This is a genomic window from Vibrio rhodolitus, assembly GCF_003350325.1.
Classification (GTDB): domain Bacteria; phylum Pseudomonadota; class Gammaproteobacteria; order Enterobacterales; family Vibrionaceae; genus Vibrio; species Vibrio rhodolitus.
This window is the reverse complement of sequence record NZ_QLYZ01000011.1, coordinates 99,389-120,101: the sequence shown is the minus strand read 5'-3', so window position 1 is coordinate 120,101 and position 20,713 is coordinate 99,389. Positions and strand designations below refer to the sequence as shown.

The 20,713-nt window shown below is 45.8% G+C and carries 16 protein-coding genes; 2 read left to right on the top strand and 14 right to left on the bottom strand.

Going from position 1 to position 20,713, the window contains the following annotated elements:
* The 3 genes from DPF93_RS12105 to DPF93_RS12095 form a co-directional block, all read right to left on the bottom strand.
* Positions 1-1,512 carry a PTS transporter subunit EIIC gene (locus DPF93_RS12105; protein WP_114766417.1) on the bottom strand — a complete coding sequence of 504 codons (1,512 nt, stop codon included), beginning with the start codon at positions 1,510-1,512 and terminating at the stop codon, positions 1-3.
* Between the two features lie 163 nt (positions 1,513-1,675).
* Complete coding sequence (locus tag DPF93_RS12100) at positions 1,676-2,596, bottom strand: DUF808 domain-containing protein (RefSeq protein WP_114766416.1); 921 nt, start codon at positions 2,594-2,596, stop codon at positions 1,676-1,678.
* A gap of 197 nt (positions 2,597-2,793) precedes the next feature.
* Entirely contained in the window at positions 2,794-4,062 is a 1,269-nt protein-coding gene (locus DPF93_RS12095) for an O-acetylhomoserine aminocarboxypropyltransferase/cysteine synthase family protein (protein ID WP_114766415.1), read from the bottom strand.
* 542 nt (positions 4,063-4,604) lie between these two features.
* Here DPF93_RS12095 and DPF93_RS12090 point away from each other — a divergent pair.
* Positions 4,605-6,155 (top strand): alanine/glycine:cation symporter family protein, encoded by a 1,551-nt coding sequence (locus DPF93_RS12090; protein ID WP_114766414.1) that lies wholly within the window; start codon positions 4,605-4,607, stop codon positions 6,153-6,155.
* A gap of 104 nt (positions 6,156-6,259) precedes the next feature.
* On the opposite strand, the gene DPF93_RS12085 is transcribed toward DPF93_RS12090, so the two are convergent.
* From DPF93_RS12085 to guaB, 3 genes are all read right to left on the bottom strand, one after another.
* Positions 6,260-6,856, bottom strand: coding sequence for an acetate uptake transporter (locus DPF93_RS12085; RefSeq protein ID WP_114766413.1), 597 nt, complete (start codon positions 6,854-6,856; stop codon positions 6,260-6,262).
* Between the two features lie 372 nt (positions 6,857-7,228).
* The gene (guaA, locus tag DPF93_RS12080; protein ID WP_114766412.1) at positions 7,229-8,782 is read right to left on the bottom strand and encodes a glutamine-hydrolyzing GMP synthase; all 1,554 of its coding nucleotides are present in this window, start codon (positions 8,780-8,782) and stop codon (positions 7,229-7,231) included.
* A gap of 210 nt (positions 8,783-8,992) precedes the next feature.
* Positions 8,993-10,456, bottom strand: coding sequence for an IMP dehydrogenase (gene guaB, locus DPF93_RS12075; protein WP_075648998.1), 1,464 nt, complete (start codon positions 10,454-10,456; stop codon positions 8,993-8,995).
* Between the two features lie 230 nt (positions 10,457-10,686).
* Between guaB and xseA the strand changes: the two genes are divergently transcribed.
* A complete protein-coding gene (gene xseA / locus DPF93_RS12070; protein WP_114766411.1) occupies positions 10,687-12,018 on the top strand; it encodes an exodeoxyribonuclease VII large subunit in 1,332 nt (443 codons plus the stop codon).
* Here xseA and DPF93_RS12065 read toward each other — a convergent pair.
* The 8 genes from DPF93_RS12065 to rodZ form a co-directional block, all read right to left on the bottom strand.
* The gene (locus DPF93_RS12065; RefSeq protein ID WP_114766432.1) at positions 12,015-12,242 is read right to left on the bottom strand and encodes a zinc ribbon domain-containing protein; all 228 of its coding nucleotides are present in this window, start codon (positions 12,240-12,242) and stop codon (positions 12,015-12,017) included. The genes xseA and DPF93_RS12065 overlap by 4 nt on opposite strands.
* A 317-nt stretch (positions 12,243-12,559) precedes the next feature.
* Positions 12,560-13,444, bottom strand: coding sequence for an alanyl-tRNA editing protein (locus DPF93_RS12060; RefSeq protein ID WP_114766410.1), 885 nt, complete (start codon positions 13,442-13,444; stop codon positions 12,560-12,562).
* Between the two features lie 79 nt (positions 13,445-13,523).
* Entirely contained in the window at positions 13,524-15,011 is a 1,488-nt protein-coding gene (gene der, locus DPF93_RS12055; RefSeq protein ID WP_114766409.1) for a ribosome biogenesis GTPase Der, read from the bottom strand.
* Positions 15,012-15,186: 175 nt separating this feature from the next.
* Positions 15,187-16,347 carry an outer membrane protein assembly factor BamB gene (bamB, locus tag DPF93_RS12050; protein WP_114766408.1) on the bottom strand — a complete coding sequence of 387 codons (1,161 nt, stop codon included), beginning with the start codon at positions 16,345-16,347 and terminating at the stop codon, positions 15,187-15,189.
* Between the two features lie 11 nt (positions 16,348-16,358).
* Entirely contained in the window at positions 16,359-16,973 is a 615-nt protein-coding gene (locus tag DPF93_RS12045; protein WP_114766407.1) for a YfgM family protein, read from the bottom strand.
* Positions 16,974-17,038: 65 nt separating this feature from the next.
* A complete protein-coding gene (gene hisS / locus DPF93_RS12040) occupies positions 17,039-18,307 on the bottom strand; it encodes a histidine--tRNA ligase (protein WP_114766406.1) in 1,269 nt (422 codons plus the stop codon).
* 35 nt (positions 18,308-18,342) lie between these two features.
* Positions 18,343-19,461 (bottom strand): flavodoxin-dependent (E)-4-hydroxy-3-methylbut-2-enyl-diphosphate synthase, encoded by a 1,119-nt coding sequence (gene ispG, locus DPF93_RS12035; protein WP_114766405.1) that lies wholly within the window; start codon positions 19,459-19,461, stop codon positions 18,343-18,345.
* 5 nt (positions 19,462-19,466) lie between these two features.
* Positions 19,467-20,417 carry a cytoskeleton protein RodZ gene (gene rodZ / locus DPF93_RS12030; protein ID WP_114766404.1) on the bottom strand — a complete coding sequence of 317 codons (951 nt, stop codon included), beginning with the start codon at positions 20,415-20,417 and terminating at the stop codon, positions 19,467-19,469.
* Between the last annotated feature and the right edge of the window lie 296 nt (positions 20,418-20,713).

The window sequence follows — 20,713 nt, the reverse complement described above, 5'->3', positions numbered from 1 at the left end:
TTATGCCGTCGCAGGCTGATGACCACTCGCGCCACCATTCATAATGTCCGCGACAAACTGTGCTCTTGCGCCCAAGATAACTTGCACTCCATGTTTACCGACTTTAATCACACCCATGGCACCAAGATCATTAATCGCATCTTCATCAATCAGTGACTGATCTTTTACTTCAAGACGCAGACGAGTAATACACGCACCAACGGTAGTGATGTTGCCGCGACCACCTAGAAGCTTAGTGATCTCCGCTGCTAGCTCATCATTTCCTAGGGTGATTTCTTTACGCTGCGTATCTTCACGACCCACAGTTTTAAAATCAAACTTACGAATCGCAAAACGGAATACAGTGTAGTAAATCGCAAACATACATGAGCCCCACAGTAGTACGTTCACCCAGTTGGTTTTAAAGCCATCCATCGCGGGTAACACGCCGAACGAAACAAAGTCGATGATACCGGCAGAGAAAGTTTTACCAATATGCACATCAAGCGCATAAGTGACCGCGTATGACACACCAGCCATGATGGCAGAGAAGACATAAAGCAGCGGCGCCACAAAGATAAAGGCAAATTCCACTGGCTCGGTAATACCAGTGACAAATGAAGTCAGCGCTGCCGAACCTAAGATACCTGCGGCAATCTTTTTGTTCTTATCATTGGCTTCATGGTACATCGCCAAACATGCTGCAGGGAAAGCAAACATGTAGATAGCAAAGTTACCCGATAAGAATTTACCCGCATCAACATACTCTTCGGTTGAGAATGTCTTAACGCCATCTTCTAGCATCTTAAACCAAATCGTGTGGTCGCCATTAACAACGGTACCCGCCGCGGTGGTGTACTCACCAAACGAGAACCAGTATGGGCTGTAGAAAATATGGTGCAGACCGACCGGGATCAGTGCACGCTCCATAAAACCGTAGATAAAGGTTGAGATGTACATATTACCGCTGTTCGCCATGTGCGATAGCGCGTCGATACCCGACTGGATGTAAGACCAAATGTAAGGCAGGATCAGACCAATCAGGAACGCCGAAAATGCAGTAACAATAGGAACGAAGCGTTTACCCGCAAAGAAACCAAGGAAGTCTGGCAGTTTGGTATCAAAGAACTTCTGATACATAAAGGCCGCGAGGATACCGGCAATCAAGCCGCCAAATACGCCGGTTTGCAGGGTTGGAATCCCCATCACCATAGCATAGCGTCCACCAGCCATTGCCATTTCAGGTGTGATGCCGAGCGCGACACCCATAGTCGCATTCATCACCGCCATCGCGACGATAGCGGCAAGAGCTGCAATACCAGACTCTTTGGTTAAGCCAACCGCTGCACCAACGGCAAACAGCAAAGCGAGGTTATCAAAAATAACCCCACCAGCACGCATCATCAGCGGCATATCGAGTTTTGCGCCGAAAGCCAGTAATAGACCTGCGGCAGGGAGAATAGAGATTGGTAACATCAAAGCTTTACCGATGGAGGAAAGCTTGGATAAACCACCTTTTAGACCTTCTATCATAATTATATCCATCTGTTGTTATACACTTTTCCAACAACGATTCTATCGATAGATTTCAAGTCTAAGGTTTCAATTTGCTATAGGTTTGTAAGCCTGCTCTTACAATTACTTAGCAGGCTGTTTCGTGCTTTAGAAGCATTTGGATCATGATGATCCAAATGCTCTATTTGCTCGCTTTGAGTTTTTGGTACAGGCTGATGATCGCTAAAATAATGTAGCCACTGATAAGACCAACAACACCATTGCCGATCACCGAATAAGTGGCTGACACGTATGGAACCGTCGGCAGCATGATCAACACACTCTCTAAGCCATGATGCACAAACGGCAAGCTGTGCACCACGATACCACCACCAACGAGAAACATGGCAATCGTGCCGACAACGGTAAGAATTTTCATCAACTTAGGCGCAGTGGCAACTAAGCCATCGCCGATGGAACCAAGCACGCCTTTGCCTTGGCTTTTACGTTGTAAGTAAAAGCCTAAATCATCCATTTTAACGATGCCCGCCACTAAGCCATAAACACCGATGGTCATGAGGATGGCGATTAAGCTCATCACCAACACTTGCGTAATAAACGGATGCCCTTGCACTGTGCCAAGCGCTATCACGATGATTTCTGCCGAGAGAATAAAGTCGGTTCGAATCGCACCTTTGATTTTGCGCTGCTCGTAGTCAGCTAGATCCGCTTCACTCTGCTGCGCACTCTCACCTTCCTCTGCGCTGTGGGACTCTGCGTCATGGTGATGAAAAAACTTCTCATGGATTTTTTCTGCTCCTTCAAAGCAGAGAAACAAGCCGCCAATCAAAAGCAATGGCGTAATTAACCATGGTGCGATTGAGCTAATCAATAACGCAGCGGGAACCAAGATCAGTTTATTTTTGAATGAGCCTTTCGCAACACCCCATACCACGGGAATTTCACGCTCCGCTCGCACGCCCGACACTTGCTGCGCATTGAGCGCCAAGTCATCACCCAATACCCCAGCGGTCTTTCTCGCCGCCACTTTGGACATCAACGCCACATCATCAAGTACCGACGCGATATCGTCCAAAAGTGTCAATAAACTTAGTCCAGCCATCTGCTACCCTTACTTATTTGCCATGCTAATTGGATGCTTACTACGCTCAAATAGCTTTTAGATCATCATAAGCCAAAAACTTCATCTTGGTATGCGCATTGTTGGATGGCAAGATGGCTATAAAATGCAAAAGGCGCCAAAAATGGCGCCTTATTAAACCAAATCAGAGTGTTAAAACTTAGTTTGCAAATTTCCGGCTAAGCTTTTAACGCTTGATCGAGATCTTGCAGAATGTCTTCTATGTGTTCAATACCCACCGACAAACGGATCATCTCTGGTGATACGCCAGCTTGTCGCTGCTCGGCTTCATCTAACTGACGATGCGTGGTCGAGGCTGGGTGGCAAGCCAATGATTTAGCATCACCAATGTTTACCAAGCGCTTAAAGATCTGCAGCGCATCATAAAAACGCACCCCCGCTTCATAGCCATCTTTCAAACCAAACGACAAAATTGCCGATGGCTTACCTTGCATGTACTTTTCTGCTAATGGATAGAAAGGAGAATCTGGCAAACCGCCGTAGCTCACCCAACTGACTTTCTCATGTTGCTTCAGAAACTCCGCTACTTTCAGTGCATTTTCAGTGTGACGCTCCATCCGCAGTGATAGCGTTTCTAGCCCTTGCATCAACATAAAGGCGTTCATTGGTGACATTGCAGAGCCGGTATTACGCAAAGGCACGGTGCGCGCGCGACCAATAAACGCAGCCGGTCCAAAGGCTTCGGTGTATACCACGCCATGATAAGACGGCTCTGGTTGGTTAAACACAGGGAAACGCTCTTTGTGCTCTGCCCAAGGGAATTTACCTGAGTCGATAATAATACCGCCCAAGGTCGTGCCATGTCCGCCAACATACTTAGTCAAGGAGTGCACCACAATATCCGCACCAAACTCAATTGGCTTGCACAGCGCTGGTGTGGCAACCGTATTATCGACAATCACTGGTACCCCTTGCGCATGCGCCAGTTCAGCTACACGTTCAAGATCAATGATGTTACCTGCAGGGTTGCCAATACTTTCGCAGTACACCGCTTTAGTATTGTCATCGATAAGTTCTGCCAAGCTCTCCGGCTTATCATCTTTGGCAAAGCGCACTTCAATACCTTGCTTAGGTAGCATGTGTGCAAATAGTGTGTAGGTGCCGCCGTATAATTGTGGCGTCGAAACAATATTGTCGCCCGCTTCTGCCAGCGTGAGAATAGCGTAGTTAATCGCCGCACTACCGGCACTGACTACCAACCCGGCGATACCGCCTTCTAACGCTGCCATGCGCTTTTCTAACACGTCGTTGGTTGGGTTCATAATGCGCGTGTAGATATTACCCGGTACTTCAAGGTTAAACAGATCGGCGCCGTGCTGAGCGCTATCAAACTCATACGCTACCGTTTGGTAGATAGGAGTCGCCACCGATTTTGTCGTCGGATCGGTTTCGTAGCCAAAGTGAATCGCTAACGTTTCGTCTTTCATAATTCATCCATGAGTGTTGCTGTGAAAGCTCGATAATGCGCTTTTCTTACTGGTGAATAAAGCAGCAAAAAAAAGAGTTTTGATATTGGTCGTTAAAAAGCACTTTATAAATACCGCGCAAAAGCACACTACTTTTAACCCACTAAAAACCAGCTAGCACACCAGATAGAGTGTCTTGATCGAACAAATTATCTCCAAATCGTATGCCAATCGAGCTCATTGGAGAATAATTATGAAACTAATCACTGCCATGTAGCACGATACTAGCTTAGATCACTAACCCCCGATCTAGTAAATCAACAAAAGATAAAACTGCATACTAAATCAAATGCGCACTTTTTAACCGCAATTTAGCGTTAATTATAAAACCAATAACCACCCATTAGTCACATGGTGAATTTACGTGCGGTTTATCACACAGTTCACAGTTATAGTTATTTTCATTTAACATGAGTGTTAAATAAAGGTTAACATTCTGGCGAATATAAATTACAACAAACACAACAACTCGCTCACAATCATTACTAACAGGGAAAATGCTTATGCAGTCTTTAGTTGATTTTCTGAATGGAATCATTTGGAGTCCCGCGCTAATTTACTTATGTCTAGGCGCGGGCTTGTTTTATTCAGTCATTACACGCTTTGTTCAAATCCGTCATTTCTTTGAAATGTGGCGACTACTCTTTTCAGGTAAAAGCTCAAAGAAAGGTATCTCATCTTTCCAAGCCCTTGCCGTCTCACTTTCTGGTCGCGTAGGTACAGGTAACATTGCCGGTGTGGCAGCGGCGATTGGTTTTGGTGGTCCTGGGGCAGTATTCTGGATGTGGATGGTTGCCTTCTTTGGTGCGGCAACCGCTTACGCAGAATCAACTCTGGCGCAAATCTACAAAGAGGATGACGACGGTGAATTCCGTGGTGGTCCGGCTTACTACATCGAAAAAGCGATGGGGCAAAAGTGGTACGCATGGATTTTTGCTATCGCGACCATCTTTGCCTGTGGTGTGCTACTACCGGGCGTACAATCAAACAGTATTGGTAATGCGGTAGAAGCAGCATTTGGCTCAGGCGAGATGATTGAAACCGCAGTTGGTACTTTTAGCTTTGCCAAGATCCTTACTGGTACCGTTATCTCTATCATTCTTGCCTTTATCATCTTTGGTGGCGTAAAACGTATTGCGCATTTCACACAAATCGTCGTGCCATTTATGGCATTGGCGTACATCGTAACGGCATTCGTTATCATCCTACTTAACATCAGTGCGGTTCCAGTTATCTTTGCCATGATCATCGAAGATGCCTTCTCACCAATGGCAGGTGTGGGTGCGGCAATTGGTTGGGGCGTTAAACGTGGTGTTTACTCTAACGAGGCGGGTCAAGGTACTGGCCCTCACGCAGCAGCGGCAGCAAACGTTGATCACCCTGCACAGCAAGGTCTGGTACAGTCTTTCTCAATCTACATCGATACTCTGCTAGTGTGTTCTGCGACCGCGTTTATGATCCTGATCACCGGCGCATACAACGTACATGGTGCTGGCGAAGCGTTCTTGATTCAAAACGTTGCGGCAGACATCAGTGCGAATGGTCCAGTCTTTACTCAAATGGCAATTGAAAGCGCGCTACCAGGTGTCGGTAAGCCGTTTATTGCCGTGGCGCTATTCTTCTTCGCCTTTACGACCATTTTGGCTTACTACTACATCGCTGAAACCAATATTGCTTACATCCGTCGTACTTTCAAAGTAAACGGTCTGATGTTTGTGCTTAAGCTGGTACTGATCTCTGCGGTATTTTACGGCACGGTGAAAACGGCGGGACTTGCATGGGCGATGGGTGATGTCGGCGTAGGTCTAATGGCTTGGCTCAACATCGTCGGTATTTTGATTATCTTCTTTATGTCAAAACCTGCCATCAAAGCACTTAATGACTACGAAGAGCAGCAAAAAGCTGGCGTGACTGAATACACTTTTAACCCGGTAAAACTTGGCATTAAAGGCGCTGATTACTGGGAAGAGCGCTACCGCCGTGAACATGGCAACCCAAAAGCTGCGGTTGATAAAGAAGTCGATGTAGAAGTGGTCAACAACACTTCATCATAAAATCTAAATTGTTATACGGTTTATTGCATCGCTAGATGCCGAAGACAAAAAAAGGGCTAACCAAATGGTTAGCCCTTTTATTTTTGTAAACTTTTAAGCGTTGATTACGCTGTTACTTGCTCAGCAGCAACGATTGGCTTAATGCGTTTTTCACCGATTGGTAGAACTACGCGACCAAATTCGTTATTTAGAACTTGAGCCATCGCGAAGTAGATTGCACTTGCGCCACAGAAGATACCTTCGATACCCGCAATAGTACCGATAACTGTGCTACCAGTGAAGTCACGCGCTGCTAGTAGGAAGAATAGGATGGTTAGAGAACCAAACACAACTTGCTTAGCAGTTGGGTAGCATAGTGAACCAATAAACATGAAGCCAGTGAAGATACCCCATAGAGTTAGGTACCAGCCCATGAAGCTATGTGGGCTTGCTTGTAGACCCATTTCAGGCATCACTAGTAGACCAACAAGTGTTAGCCAGAATAGACCGTAAGATGTGAACGCTGTTGTACCAAACGTGTCACCACGCTTAAAGCACATCATACCTACAAGTACTTGACCTAGACCACCGTAGAAGATGCCCATAGCCAGAATCATAGAGTCGATTGGGAAAAAGCCTGCGTTGTGGATGTTTAGCAGGATGGTTGTCATACCGAAACCCATCAGACCTAATGGTGCTGGGTTAGCCAGTTTTGTAGACATGGGGGCGTACCTTTTCAAAAAATGTGATAAAAATTACGCGCAGATTTTAGTAGTGCCGGCAGTAAACACAACAGCTAGCGACTGAAAACTTATATTACACAAATAAACAATTCATCATATTGCGATTAAAATGCTGACATATTTCATGAAATGCAAAGAAATAGACAGAAAAAAGCAGTTAAAATTTCAAGATCACCCAGCAATATTTGCGTGAAAAATCAGCAATTTTCATGCTGATTGCTAACAAAATATACAAAAAAACCAGCCCGAAGGCTGGTTTTACTATCTTAATATTTACGTCAAAGACGCAAAGTCATTGCCAAAATATTTGCAGCAGTCAACAACGTTGCTACTGCAAATATGATGGGAATATTATTCCCACTCGATTGTCGCTGGTGGCTTACCTGAGATATCGTAAACCACGCGAGAAATGCCATCTACTTCGTTGATGATGCGGTTAGAAACCTTACCTAGGAAGTCGTATGGTAGGTGTGCCCAATGCGCTGTCATAAAGTCGATGGTTTCTACTGCACGTAGTGATACTACCCAGTCATATTTACGACCATCACCCATTACGCCTACAGAGCGTACTGGTAGGAATACAGTGAACGCTTGCGATACTTTGTCGTATAGGTCTGCGTTGTGCAGCTCTTCAATAAAGATAGCGTCAGCACGACGTAGCAAGTCACAGTACTCTTTCTTGATCTCGCCAAGAACACGAACACCTAGACCTGGACCAGGGAATGGGTGACGGTAAAGCATGTTGTACGGTAGACCTAGCTCTAGACCAATCTTACGCACTTCGTCTTTAAATAGTTCGCGTAGTGGCTCAACTAGCCCCATCGCCATATCTTCTGGTAGACCGCCCACGTTGTGGTGTGATTTGATCACGTGCGCTTTACCTGTTTTAGAAGCCGCTGATTCGATTACGTCAGGGTAGATAGTACCTTGCGCCAACCATTTAGCATTTTTCAGCTTCTTAGACTCTTCGTCGAATACGTCTACGAATACGTGACCGATGGTCTTACGCTTCTCTTCTGGATCCGATTTGCCTTTTAGTGCTTCTAGGAAACGCTCTTCTGCATCAACTTTGATGATGTTTAGACCGAACTTGTCGCCAAACATATCCATTACTTGTTGACCTTCGTTTAGACGAAGTAGACCGTTATCAACGAATACACACGTTAGTTTGTCGCCGATTGCACGGTGTACCAGCATAGCAACTACTGAAGAGTCCACACCACCAGATAGACCAAGGATAACTTCGTCGTCACCTACTTGCTCTTTGATACGTGCAACAGCATCTTCAATGATAGATTCAGAAGTCCATAGACGCTCACAGCCACATACGCCAAGAACAAAGTTCTCAAGCATTTGCATGCCACCTTTGGTGTGCGTTACTTCTGGGTGGAATTGTACACCGTAGTATTTCTTCTCTTCATTCGCCATCGCAGCGTAAGGACAAGTGTCTGTCTCACCTACTTTCACGAAGTCTGCTGGGATTTCTACTACTTTGTCACCGTGGCTCATCCACACGTCTTGAGTAAGCTCAAGATCTTTAAAGATTGCAGATTCGCCAGAAACTTTAACTTGTGCGTAGCCAAATTCACGTTCAGTTGAACCTGCTACTTTACCACCTAGCTGCTCCGCCATAGTTTGCATGCCGTAACATACACCTAGTACTGGCACGCCAGAGTCAAATACGTATTGTGGAGCGCGTGGAGAGTTTTCTTCTGTTACGCTTTCAGGACCACCAGATAGAATGATGCCGTCTGGGTTGAATTCACGAATATCCGCTTCTTCTACATCCCAGCTCCATAGTTCACAGTAAACACCGATTTCACGAACACGGCGTGCAACAAGCTGAGTGTATTGAGAACCGAAGTCCAGGATCAGAATACGTTGGTCATGGATATTTTTAGTCATTTTGAGCAGTCTTATAAGCTAGGTTATGAAAACGAGGCGAGTTTACCCGCCTCTTATCAATGCTTCAAGGAAAAAAGCAAACGTTTACGTCAGATATATAGATTTTATTTTTACTTCAGTATTTCAGCTAAGAGCAAAGAGAAAGCGCGCAGTTTATAAGCATAAATGAGCACTTTCGATGCCGCTATTAATTGAAATAATCAGTAAAAATTAACCGCGACGGTAGTTTGGTGCTTCCTTAGTAATTTGAACGTCGTGTACGTGCGATTCAGCCATGCCCGCACCTGAGATGCGAACGAATTCAGCTTTAGTGCGCATGTCTTCGATCGTTGCTGAGCCAGTAAGACCCATGCTTGAACGTAGACCACCCATTTGTTGGTGAACGATCTCTTTAAGTAGACCTTTGTATGCGATACGACCTTCGATACCTTCTGGTACTAGCTTGTCTGCTGCGTTGTCAGACTGGAAGTAACGGTCAGAAGAGCCTTGTGACATTGCACCTAGTGAGCCCATGCCACGGTAAGCTTTGTAAGAACGACCGTTGTAAAGAATCACTTCACCTGGTGCTTCTTCAGTACCAGCAAACATAGAGCCAACCATTACACATGATGCGCCCGCTACGATTGCTTTACAGATGTCGCCAGAGAAACGGATACCGCCGTCAGCGATAACTGGGATACCGAATTCATTCGCTACTTCTGCAGCATCTGCGATAGCTGTGATTTGTGGAACACCTACGCCTGTAACGATACGAGTTGTACAGATAGAGCCAGGACCGATACCCACCTTAACTGCACTTACACCCGCTTCAATCAGAGCACGAGCACCAGCACCTGTTGCTACGTTACCGCCGATGATGTCTAGGTTTGGATGCGCAGCGCGAGTTTCGCGAATACGGTTTAGAACACCTTCAGAGTGACCGTGTGAAGAGTCGATAAGTAGTACGTCAACGCCCGCTTCAACTAGCGCTTGAACACGCTCTTCGTTACCAGCGCCAGCACCAACTGCCGCGCCAACACGTAGACGACCTTGCGCATCTTTACATGCGTTTGGTTTAGTTTCCGCTTTATGGAAGTCTTTCGCGGTGATCATACCGGTTAGTTGGAAGTCATCGTTCACAACCAGCACTTTCTCAACACGCGCTTCGTGCATTTTCTCTTGCACTTCAGCACGCTCTGCACCTTCTTTAACAGAAGCTAGACGCTCTTTCGGCGTCATTACTGCTGATACTTTCTTAGATAGGTCAGTTACAAAACGAACGTCACGACCAGTGATGATACCCACTAGCTCGTTGCTTTCAGTTACTACTGGGAAACCAGCAAAACCGTGCTTTTCAGTTAAAGCAACAACATCAGCAATCGTTGCGTCAGGGCTTACAGTTACCGGATCGGTAACCACACCTGATTCGTACTTTTTAACCGCACGAACTTCCGCAGCTTGCTGCTCAATTGACATGTTTTTGTGGATAAAGCCAATGCCACCCTCTTGCGCTAGCGCGATTGCTAGACGAGCTTCAGTAACGGTGTCCATAGACGCCGAAATCATAGGGATGTTTAGGGTGATGTTCTTAGTTAGCTGAGTGCGAAGATCAGCAGTGTTTGGGAGAACAGTGGAGTGAGCTGGCACGAGTAGTACGTCATCGAATGTCAGCGCTTCTTTGGCAATTCTTAGCATTTGCAATATCTCACAATAGATAGGTAGAAAGAAAATCCAATCTCATCGTTTCGCATAATGAGCACAGAAAGTAAGGAAACTTTGCTGCATTTGGATTAGATATTGCGGTGGGATTATACGGTGAAGATTGTCGCTTGACCACAAATATTTTTAATTTTTTTCTTGCATTTACCCCCTTGCTATGTATTATATTGCCGCTAATTTCCATACTCACGCCTACGAGATTAGCTGTGTCATCTCTGACCAATCAAAATATCTTTACCGTATCGAGACTTAACGCAGAAGTGCGCCTTTTGCTTGAGAATGAAATGGGGATCGTTTGGTTAGTTGGTGAGATATCTAACTTCTCTGCACCAGTCTCTGGTCACTGGTACTTCACTCTTAAAGACGCTCGCGCTCAAGTCAAATGTGCCATGTTCCGTGGTAACAATCGTCACGTATCATTTAAGCCGACTAACGGTAATCAAGTGTTAGTAAAAGCTCGTTTGTCGCTCTATGAGCCACGTGGTGACTACCAGTTGATCATCGAAAGTATGCAGCCGGAAGGTGACGGTCGCTTGCAGCAGCAATTCGAAGAGCTGAAGATGAAACTCGCGGCAGAAGGTTTATTTGCTCAAACCAGCAAACAGCCTTTGCCTGAGCATCCAAAGTGCGTGGGTATTGTCACCTCGAAAACTGGCGCTGCGCTATTCGATATTCTTGATGTGTTAAAGCGTCGTGATCCTTCTCTACCTGTCATCATCTATCCAACCATGGTGCAAGGTGAAGACGCGGCGATTCAAATTGCTCAAGCAATTGGTTGTGCCAATAGCCGTAATGAGTGTGATGTGTTGATTGTCGGTCGTGGCGGTGGCTCCCTAGAAGATCTATGGTGTTTCAACAATGAAATCTTGGCGCGCACCATTGCGGCAAGCCAGATCCCGATCATCAGTGCGGTAGGTCATGAAATCGATGTCACCATTGCAGACTTTGTTGCTGACATGCGTGCACCTACACCTTCTGCGGCAGCAGAGCTGGTTAGCCGTGATAACAGCCATAAAGCCCAAGGCTTAGCGACTCGCGAGCAGAAACTGTTTGCAGCGATGCGTTACTACTTTGCTGAACAAAAGCAGAGTTTGCGCCAACTAGAGCACCGTTTAGACAGACAACATCCAAATCAACAGTTGCAGCGTCAAAGCCAGCAGCTTGATGAGTTAGATGCGCGCCTTCAGCGTGCGATGCAGCGCTTTATTGCTCAGCATCAGCAAAAAATTGAGCGCCAGCTGCATCGTATTCAACTCCATTCGCCAGCCAAACGTCTCAGTGCGCAGCAAGCGACTCTTGCTCGCCTTGAGCAAAAGCTATTAGATGCGATGGACAGAAAGCTACTTAAATCTCGCCATCAACTGGCACTGGCGGCTGAAAAACTCGATACGGTAAGCCCACTGGCAACGCTTAAACGTGGTTACTCAATCACTCAAACTGAGCAGGGTGACGTGGTTCACTCAGCGCAAGATGTAAAAACGGGCGATACCCTGATCACCCGTTTAGCTGATGGCGAACTGCGTTCAACCGTCAATTAATCTGCCTTTTTCTCAAACTCGAACCGCACTCGCGACTTCGATTTCAACTCATTGCAGCTATTGCAAAAATAGCTCGCTGAGCCGCATGCCTGTAGCTTTTCCAGTTGCGCCTGACAATCAGGGCAATAACCGATCTTGATAAAGGACTCTGCGCAGTTATTGCAGTGGTAGTGACCTTGCCAATCAAGTTCTTGCTGACATTGTGGGCACATATTATCACTCATTGTTTTTCCCTCATGGTTCCACTGGATCCCATTGTGAACGCACATCACCCATCGCTCCTTGATCTTTGTCACGTCCGTATTGCCGTCACATTGCGTGCATCGATTAATTGACTAAAAAGCACTCTATCTGCCAAGATGATCTTCATAAGATCATCTGCTAAATCCATTTTGATCAGCGATCTGCCCTAAAAAGAATATTTATATAACCACACACCGAAAGCATAAGTTACATGTGCTGTTTTTGGATTTTAAACCAGATTTAAATCTAAAATGACTTTCAAAAAATCACATTTTTAGTTTTTAATAAAAAGATCGCATTATGCGCTGGCTGCAATTACATCGGTCTGCATTTCAATGTAATTTGGACTTGTTTCGCGCAAACTCACCTTAATACTCGCGTATTCTTTTAAGCTATTTACATGAGTGCCGCCACAGGGAATCTCGGCAATCTTGCCATCACCTAAATCGCAGCGCCAGTAACGCGAGTCGGTTAAAGCCTCCCCTTCACAGTGCATAACCACATCACCTTTCTGCGCCAACCAATCGCTAACCATTTGATTTACATTATTTTCTATCGATTGAAGCTGTTCGGAAACATCGGCACTATTTAACCCACGTTTACGCAGCGTTTTACCTAGGCGGTAACTATCTAAGCATTTATCGGCAGTGACAAAGCTAGTCTCTTGGGCGTAATTGTTGAAATCATAACTGCCAAGGGTATCTTTACGGTCAGCGTCTTTTCGCCAGTAGCCTTGATCAGTTAAAACCTTGTTCAAGGCTAAAAAGGCAAGATGCCCAGCACTGTGACCGCGACTCAAAGCCTGTTGGTAGTGCTTATCAACCGATAGCACTAAGCTATCACCAGTAGAAAATACTGCGTTTGTATTTTCAACCACATGAACCACTACAAATGCCCAACCTGCTTCATCACGCTTTACCGGGATGGCTTTATCAACGTAGAGCGTATTGCTGGCAAGTTCTACCGCACCAACTAGACAGTCGATGAGCGGATACTCACTACCATTTAACGCAAGTGTACCTCTGTCAGCAGGATGATCAGGCCAAACATGGCTAACTGGGTGGAATGGGGTTTTATCGGTCACGATATAGACAACGTCACCTGATGTTTGGCTAAGCTGTATTTGTGCAGTGAGTTGCCAAGTTTGATGACAAAACTGAGTAATAGTTGGGGTTACAGTCATTGTAATTTCGATTTCATTGTTCTTTGAAGATAAAAAAAGCGCCTACATTGTAGGCGCTTTTCAAGTAAATCGTTAGTGGTTACTTTTTACGGTTTTTAACCATGCTCATTAGGCGTTTACGGTTACGCTCTTGAGACAGTGTCATTTTGGTTGTTTTACCTTCAAATGGGTTTTCACTGTTCTGGAACTGAATACGAATCGGCGTACCCATGATCTCTAGCGACTTACGGTAGTAGTTCATCAAGAAACGCTTGTATGAATCTGGTAGTTCGCGAACTTGGTTACCGTGGATCACGATAATTGGTGGGTTATAACCACCCGCGTGCGCGTATTTCAGTTTCACACGGCGACCACGAACCATTGGTGGCTGGTGATCGTCGGTTGCCATCTTCATGATGCGAGTCAGAACAGAAGTACCTACACGCGTCGTGGCTGACTTGTATGCTTCTTGTACTGATTCAAATAGGTGACCAACACCTGTACCGTGTAGTGCTGAGATAAAGTGAATACGCGCAAAGTCAACGAAGCCTAGACGACGGTCTAGCTCTTTCTTCACTGATTCTTTTACATCGTTATCCAGACCATCCCACTTGTTTACCGCAAGAACAATCGAACGACCTGCATTTAGCGCAAAACCTAGTAGGCTTAGATCTTGATCAGAGATGTTTTCACGAGCGTCGATGATCAAAAGTACCACGTTGGCATCTTCAACCGCTTTTAGCGTTTTAACAACTGAGAACTTCTCAACTGTTTCGTTGATGCGCGTACGACGACGAACACCCGCAGTATCAATCAGTACGTATTCACGACCATCACGCTCCATCGGAATGTAGATAGAGTCACGAGTCGTTCCTGGCATATCGTAAACAACCACACGCTCTTCACCTAAAATACGGTTAGTCAGCGTTGATTTACCTACGTTTGGACGACCGATGATTGCCAATTTGATTGGCTGATCCTGTAGGCGTTTGAATTCAGCTTCCGCTTCTTCTTCGCTGTAATCCAGTTGCTCTTGTTCTTCATCTTCAAACTCAGTCAGGTCAGTGATCTCACCTTGAGTTTCTTCTGCGAATTTTTCTGCAAATGGGTTTAGCGCTAGATCGATAAGCGCTGCAACACCGCGACCGTGAGCAGCAGCAATCTGGTACATATCTTCCATACCAAGTTGCCAAAACTCTGCGCTTGCTGCGTCAGCATCAATACCGTCAATTTTGTTTACTACCAGCATCGCTGGCTTTTCTAGCTTGCGTAGGTGTTGTGCAATTGCTTCATCAGCGGCAGTTAGACCAGCGCGGCCATCTACCATAAATAGTACAACATCAGCTTCATCAATCGCCGCTAGCGATTGCTGTGCCATTTTTGTCTCTACGCCTTCTTCAGTGCCATCGATACCGCCGGTATCAATCACAATAAATTCATGCTCACCAAGCTTAGCTTGGCCATATTTACGGTCACGAGTTAAGCCAGGGAAGTCCGCCACTAGCGCATCACGTGTGCGAGTTAAGCGGTTAAACAACGTAGACTTACCTACGTTCGGACGCCCTACTAGAGCAACAACAGGAACCATAACAACCTCTACAATATTCTATTCTTATGTAGTTATAGGTAACGACTGACAAAATGTCCTCTCGCCAAATTGTTACCTATAGCAACACTATCTACACTTAAATACTTGTTTCTTATAAACAAAACGACTCCTAGCTGTTACCAGCCAGGAGCCGAATGTGAATTATATCACGAAATTATTCGCTGAGCGTTAGTTTCTTTACATCGCCATCGCGTGTCGTGATTAAAAATCCATCATCAAGTTGAATCGGTGCAACTGCAAAACCACCATTGCCCTCTTCTTGCATCGCAACAAACTCACCCGTGCTACGATCTACCCAATATAGGTAGCCTTCGCTATCACCAACCACTAGATAGTCACCCATTACTTTAGGTGCGGTCAGCAGACGGTGTTCTAGCTGCTTGTTCGTCCACAGTTCAGTACCACTGCGCGCATCGACTGCAACCAAGTGATCTTTATCTGTCACTAAGAACAAACGACTACCATCATTGGCCATATCAGTCGCAGATGAATAGGTGCGCTTCCACGCTGGTTGACCTGAGCGAAGATCGATTGCGGTTAGCTGACCATTGTAGCCCACCACATACAGGGTGCTGCCCATCAACATTGGTGATGCGTCAACATCCACAATACGATCGATCTCAGTCGCGCCTTTCGGTGTGCCAATTGGTTGTTGCCAAATTAGCTGACCACGTTGAATGATAGCTGCGGCTAAACGACCATTTGCCGTGCCCCAGAACACTGCACCTGATACAGTCACTGGTGCACTGGTGCCACGTAGCGTCAAAGTTGGCACTTCAGTACTGATTGCCCATTTTTGCTCACCGCTTTGCTGATCAAGAGCCACAAGCAAACCTTCACTTGTATGCGCCATCACAAGGCTTTCATCAGTTGCTGGTACAGATAACACTTCACCTTGCACAGGGGTGCGCCATAACAGCTCACCTGTTTCGCGGTTTAGCGCAATCACTTCACCATTTTCACTACCAATAAACAGCTTGTCATAAGCAGCAGCAATACCACCAGACAAACGAGCCGGTACATCTTCTTCTAAGTCGATAGACCAAAGCTCGTCGCCAGTTTCAGGATTTAGCGCTTTCACTTCACCATTACGGCTTGCAACAAATACTGTGTCGTAAGCGTATACCGGTGCTAACTTAGAAAAGTATTGCTCAACACCATCACCAACTGAACTGCGCCATACCGAAGAGGTCGTAAACTCGCTGTCCACTTGTGGCACTGGCGCCATAATGATGGTGTCTTCTTCACTCGCACAACCTGCTAACACGCCGATTACTGCAACTGTCGTCAATGCCTTGTTCAGCAATTTCTTCATCCAACTTGCCCTTACTTGGCTAGATCATCCAATTTCATTTGTAGTGCTTCGCTTGCATCACCCGCTTGTTGTGCTTCGGTGTATGCTGCGTATGCACCTTCTGCATCTCCCTTGCGCAGTAAGATGTCACCTTTTAGCTCATCAACACGACCAGCCCAACCTTCGTCAGTGATCTTGTCTAGTTGAGCAACGGCAGCGTCAAATTTGCCTTGCTCAGATTGCAGACGAGCTAGACGGTAGTTAATTACCGCTTGAAGAGCTTGATCTTTCGATGCTGTGCTTGCCCATTGTAGCTGTTCAATCGCAGCATCAAGTTGGTTTGCTTCAACCTGAACTTTTGCCAATTGCAGTGAGGCTAGTACCGCGTATTCAGTCTCACCATTAGCATCGATGAAGCTTTGTACTTGAGCTTCAGCGTCTGCACCAGTGGCTGCCAACTGCTCAATTGTCTTGGTGTAGCTTTCAGAAGCAGCTTCTTGAGCAGCAATAGTTGAATCTTGGTAGTAGCGCCAGCCAAATAGACCGCCTAGACCGATAACAGCACCAAAGATGACTGCTTTACCGTTCTCTTTCCACCAATCTTTAATCGCTTCAACTTGTTGTTCTTCAGTATCGTAGAGTTCCACTTCCTGTCCTCTTAACATCACAAAAGTGGCGACTCTCATCGCCACTTTTTTAAACTTAAATTTGGTTAGATTAGCTCAGCGAGTTTCGCAATCACATCCGCTTGGCTGTAAGTTTCTTGCGTACCGCCAACGAGGTCTTTCAATACTACGCTGTTGTCAGCAACTTCGTTTTCGCCCAATACAAGCGCAACTACTGCGCCTACTTTATCTGCACGCTTAAATTGCTTCTTGAAGTTACCACCACCGAAGTGGTTCATCACACGTAGACCTGGTACTTGTTCGCGTAGCTGTTCAGCCAGCTTCATACCCGCCATCATAGTACCTTCGCCTGCAGTCACCATGTAAACATCAACACTGCGACGAACGTCGGTTAGCTCTAGAGTTTCTAGCATGAGTACTAGACGCTCAAGACCCATTGCAAAGCCCACTGCTGGCGTCGCTTTACCGCCTAGTTGTTCAACTAGACCGTCATAACGACCACCACCACATACTGTGCCTTGTGAGCCTAGGCTTTCAGTGATCCACTCAAATACCGTACGGTTGTAGTAGTCAAGACCACGTACTAGACGCTCATTTACTGTGTATTCGATACCAGCCGCATCAAGAAGTTCACATAGACCTGCAAAATGTTGCTTAGATTCTTCATCTAGGTATTCAGATAGACGCGGTGCATCACCTAAGATCGCTTGTACATCTGGGTTTTTAGTATCCAGTACACGTAGCGGGTTAGTGTGCATACGACGTTTACAATCTTCATCTAGAACATCCATATGTTGCTCTAGGAAAGCAATCAAAGCTTCACGGTAGTTAGCTCGCGCATCAAGAGAACCAATTGAGTTCAGCTCAAGGCGCACATGCTTTTCGATGCCTAGCTCACGCCATAGACGTGCAGTCATCATGATAAGTTCTGCATCAACGTCTGGACCGTTTAGACCAAACACTTCCACACCACATTGGTGGAATTGACGGTAACGACCTTTTTGTGGACGCTCGTGACGGAACATAGGACCCATGTACCATACACGTTGTTCTTGGTTGTACAGTAGACCGTTTTCGATACCTGCACGCACACAACCCGCAGTGCCTTCTGGACGTAGAGTTAGGCTGTCACCATTGCGATCTTCAAAGGTGTACATCTCTTTTTCTACAACGTCAGTCACTTCACCGATTGCGCGACTAAATAGATGCGTCATCTCAACGATTGGCATGCGCATTTCATTATAACCGTATGCGCTAATTACGTTCTTCACTGTATTTTCTAGCTTTTGCCACAGTGGTGATTGAGTTGGGAGACAATCGTTCATGCCTCGAATTGCTTGAATTGGTTTTGCCACAATATTTACCGTAATTTTAATTACTTCGTTGAGATTTAGTTTTGCACTTTAATTTCGATGCGATTGCTTTCATCCATTACGGCTGCTTTCGCACGAATTTTTGCTTCTAGCTGGTTCACCAGATCGTCGTTGTCAAAACGCTCTTTTTGACGTTTACCATCTTCGTAAAATGCGCTCTTCTTGTTGCTACCGGCCAAACCTAGGTGTGATACCTCGGCTTCGCCAGGACCATTTACCACACAACCGATGATAGATACATCCATTGGGGTAATGATGTCTTCAAGACGTTCTTCAAGTGCATTTACTGTCGCGATAACATCAAACTCTTGACGAGAACAGCTAGGGCAAGCAATAAAGTTAATACCACGTGAGCGAATGCGCAGTGATTTTAGAATATCAAAGCCAACTTTGATCTCTTCTACTGGGTTCGCCGCAAGGGAAATGCGAAGTGTATCACCGATACCTTCCGCAAGTAGCATACCAAGACCTACCGATGACTTAACCGCACCAGCACGCGCACCACCCGCTTCGGTAATACCCAAGTGAAGGGGTTGATCGATCTTCTTCGCCAGCAAACGGTAAGAATCTACCGCAAGGAAGACATCCGAAGCTTTCACACTGACTTTGAATTGATCAAAGTTAAGGCGATCAAGGATATCAACATGACGCATCGCGGACTCTACCAAAGCTTCCGGTGTCGGTTCGCCGTATTTCATCTGGATATCTTTTTCCAGAGAGCCACCATTTACACCAATACGAATTGGGATGTTTTTGTCACGCGCGCAATCAACCACTGAGCGAATACGCTCTTCGTTGCCGATATTACCTGGGTTAATGCGTAAACAGTCAACGCCGTACTCCGCCACTTTCAGGGCAATGCGATAGTCAAAATGAATATCTGCCACAAGCGGTATGTTGACTTGTTGTTTAATTTGCTTGAACGCCTCAGCGGCATCCATGGTTGGTACAGATACACGCACGATATCTGCGCCGACATTTTCCAGTGCTCGAATTTGTGCAACAGTCGCTTCCACGTCTGTTGTTCTGGTGTTAGTCATAGACTGCACCGCAATCGGTGCGCCATCACCAATAGGCACATCGCCCACATAGATTCGAGTCGATGGGCGACGTTTAATAGGAGATTCGTGTTGCATAGTCTTTATAAAGGTAAGGTGAATCTTGCTGCTTTGCCTGAAGTATACCCAGAAAGGTCGACAGTTTCACTCGCTAAGGTGATAGAAACGTTTTCTGGCGCACCTAAAATGACGTTATATGGCAGTTTACCCTCAAGTTCTAAGGTTTCACCACCACGTTTAATGCCACTAATCAGTGTTTTACCTGTCGCATCTTTCACCTGAACCCAGCATTCATCTTTAAAATTCATTTCCAGACGATTAGCAACAATTTCAGGTTTAACAACTTCGGCAGCCACTTGTGGTTGCTCTGCCACTACCGTTTCTTCTGCTTCTTGAGGTGCAGAAATCGCAGTACTGTTAGCATCATCAGCCACGGCTGTTGATTCAGTTTCACTACTTGGCGCTTGTTCTGTCTCAGCGGTAGGTGCCTCAGGCGCTGCCGAGTCAGCAGATAGTTCATCAATGCTCGTATCAAGCTGCGGTTGAGTTTCTAAATCAGCCACCAGCGCGTTTTCTTGTTCTGCACGCAATTCAAGATCATCTTTTTGTTGATTCTGCCACCACCAAACCGATGAAATTGCGACAATCACAATCACGATGCCCCAAGTGAGCGCCATAATACGGCTGTCGTGCTTCTCACGGTTGGTTTTACGTGAAAAACTCTTCATTTTCTGTTCTTGAGGAGGCTGAGTACCAAGCATATGATCCAATGCCGCCAGCACTTCCCCCTCATCCGCATTCACCACTTTGGCATACGAGCGCAGGTAGCCACGCGTAAATGTCGCAACCTGATCAGGTTCGAACTCATTGCGTTCAATCTGTTCAATAATCGCTACGCGCAATCTAAGGCGATCAGCCACTTGTTTTTGCGTTAATCCCGCTTGCTCGCGATGTTGCTTTAACAGGGTGCCAGGCTCAATGTGGAATGCTTCGGTGTTTTCTTCTACAACTGGAGTCGGTTGCTCAGTGTTCATATTGTTGTGTCTCTCATGTTCCTTTAGGTTTGCCTGTCTTAGTTATTTTTAGTTAGTTGCCGGCATTACCTAAGGTAAATTAATTCGCTTACTTATTTATCAGTCAAAAGGCACCTTGCGCACAAGATTGAATTTGTATCACTGTTAAACAAGTTAAGCCTGTTTTATAACCTCTATTGAAACTATCAGATAATCGATATCAAGGTGTAATTACTAATTCTAATAGATATCAACCGCGAAACAACACAATCTGGGTAGATAAATTACAGCAAGCTCAAGGTTTTTCGAAAAACTGA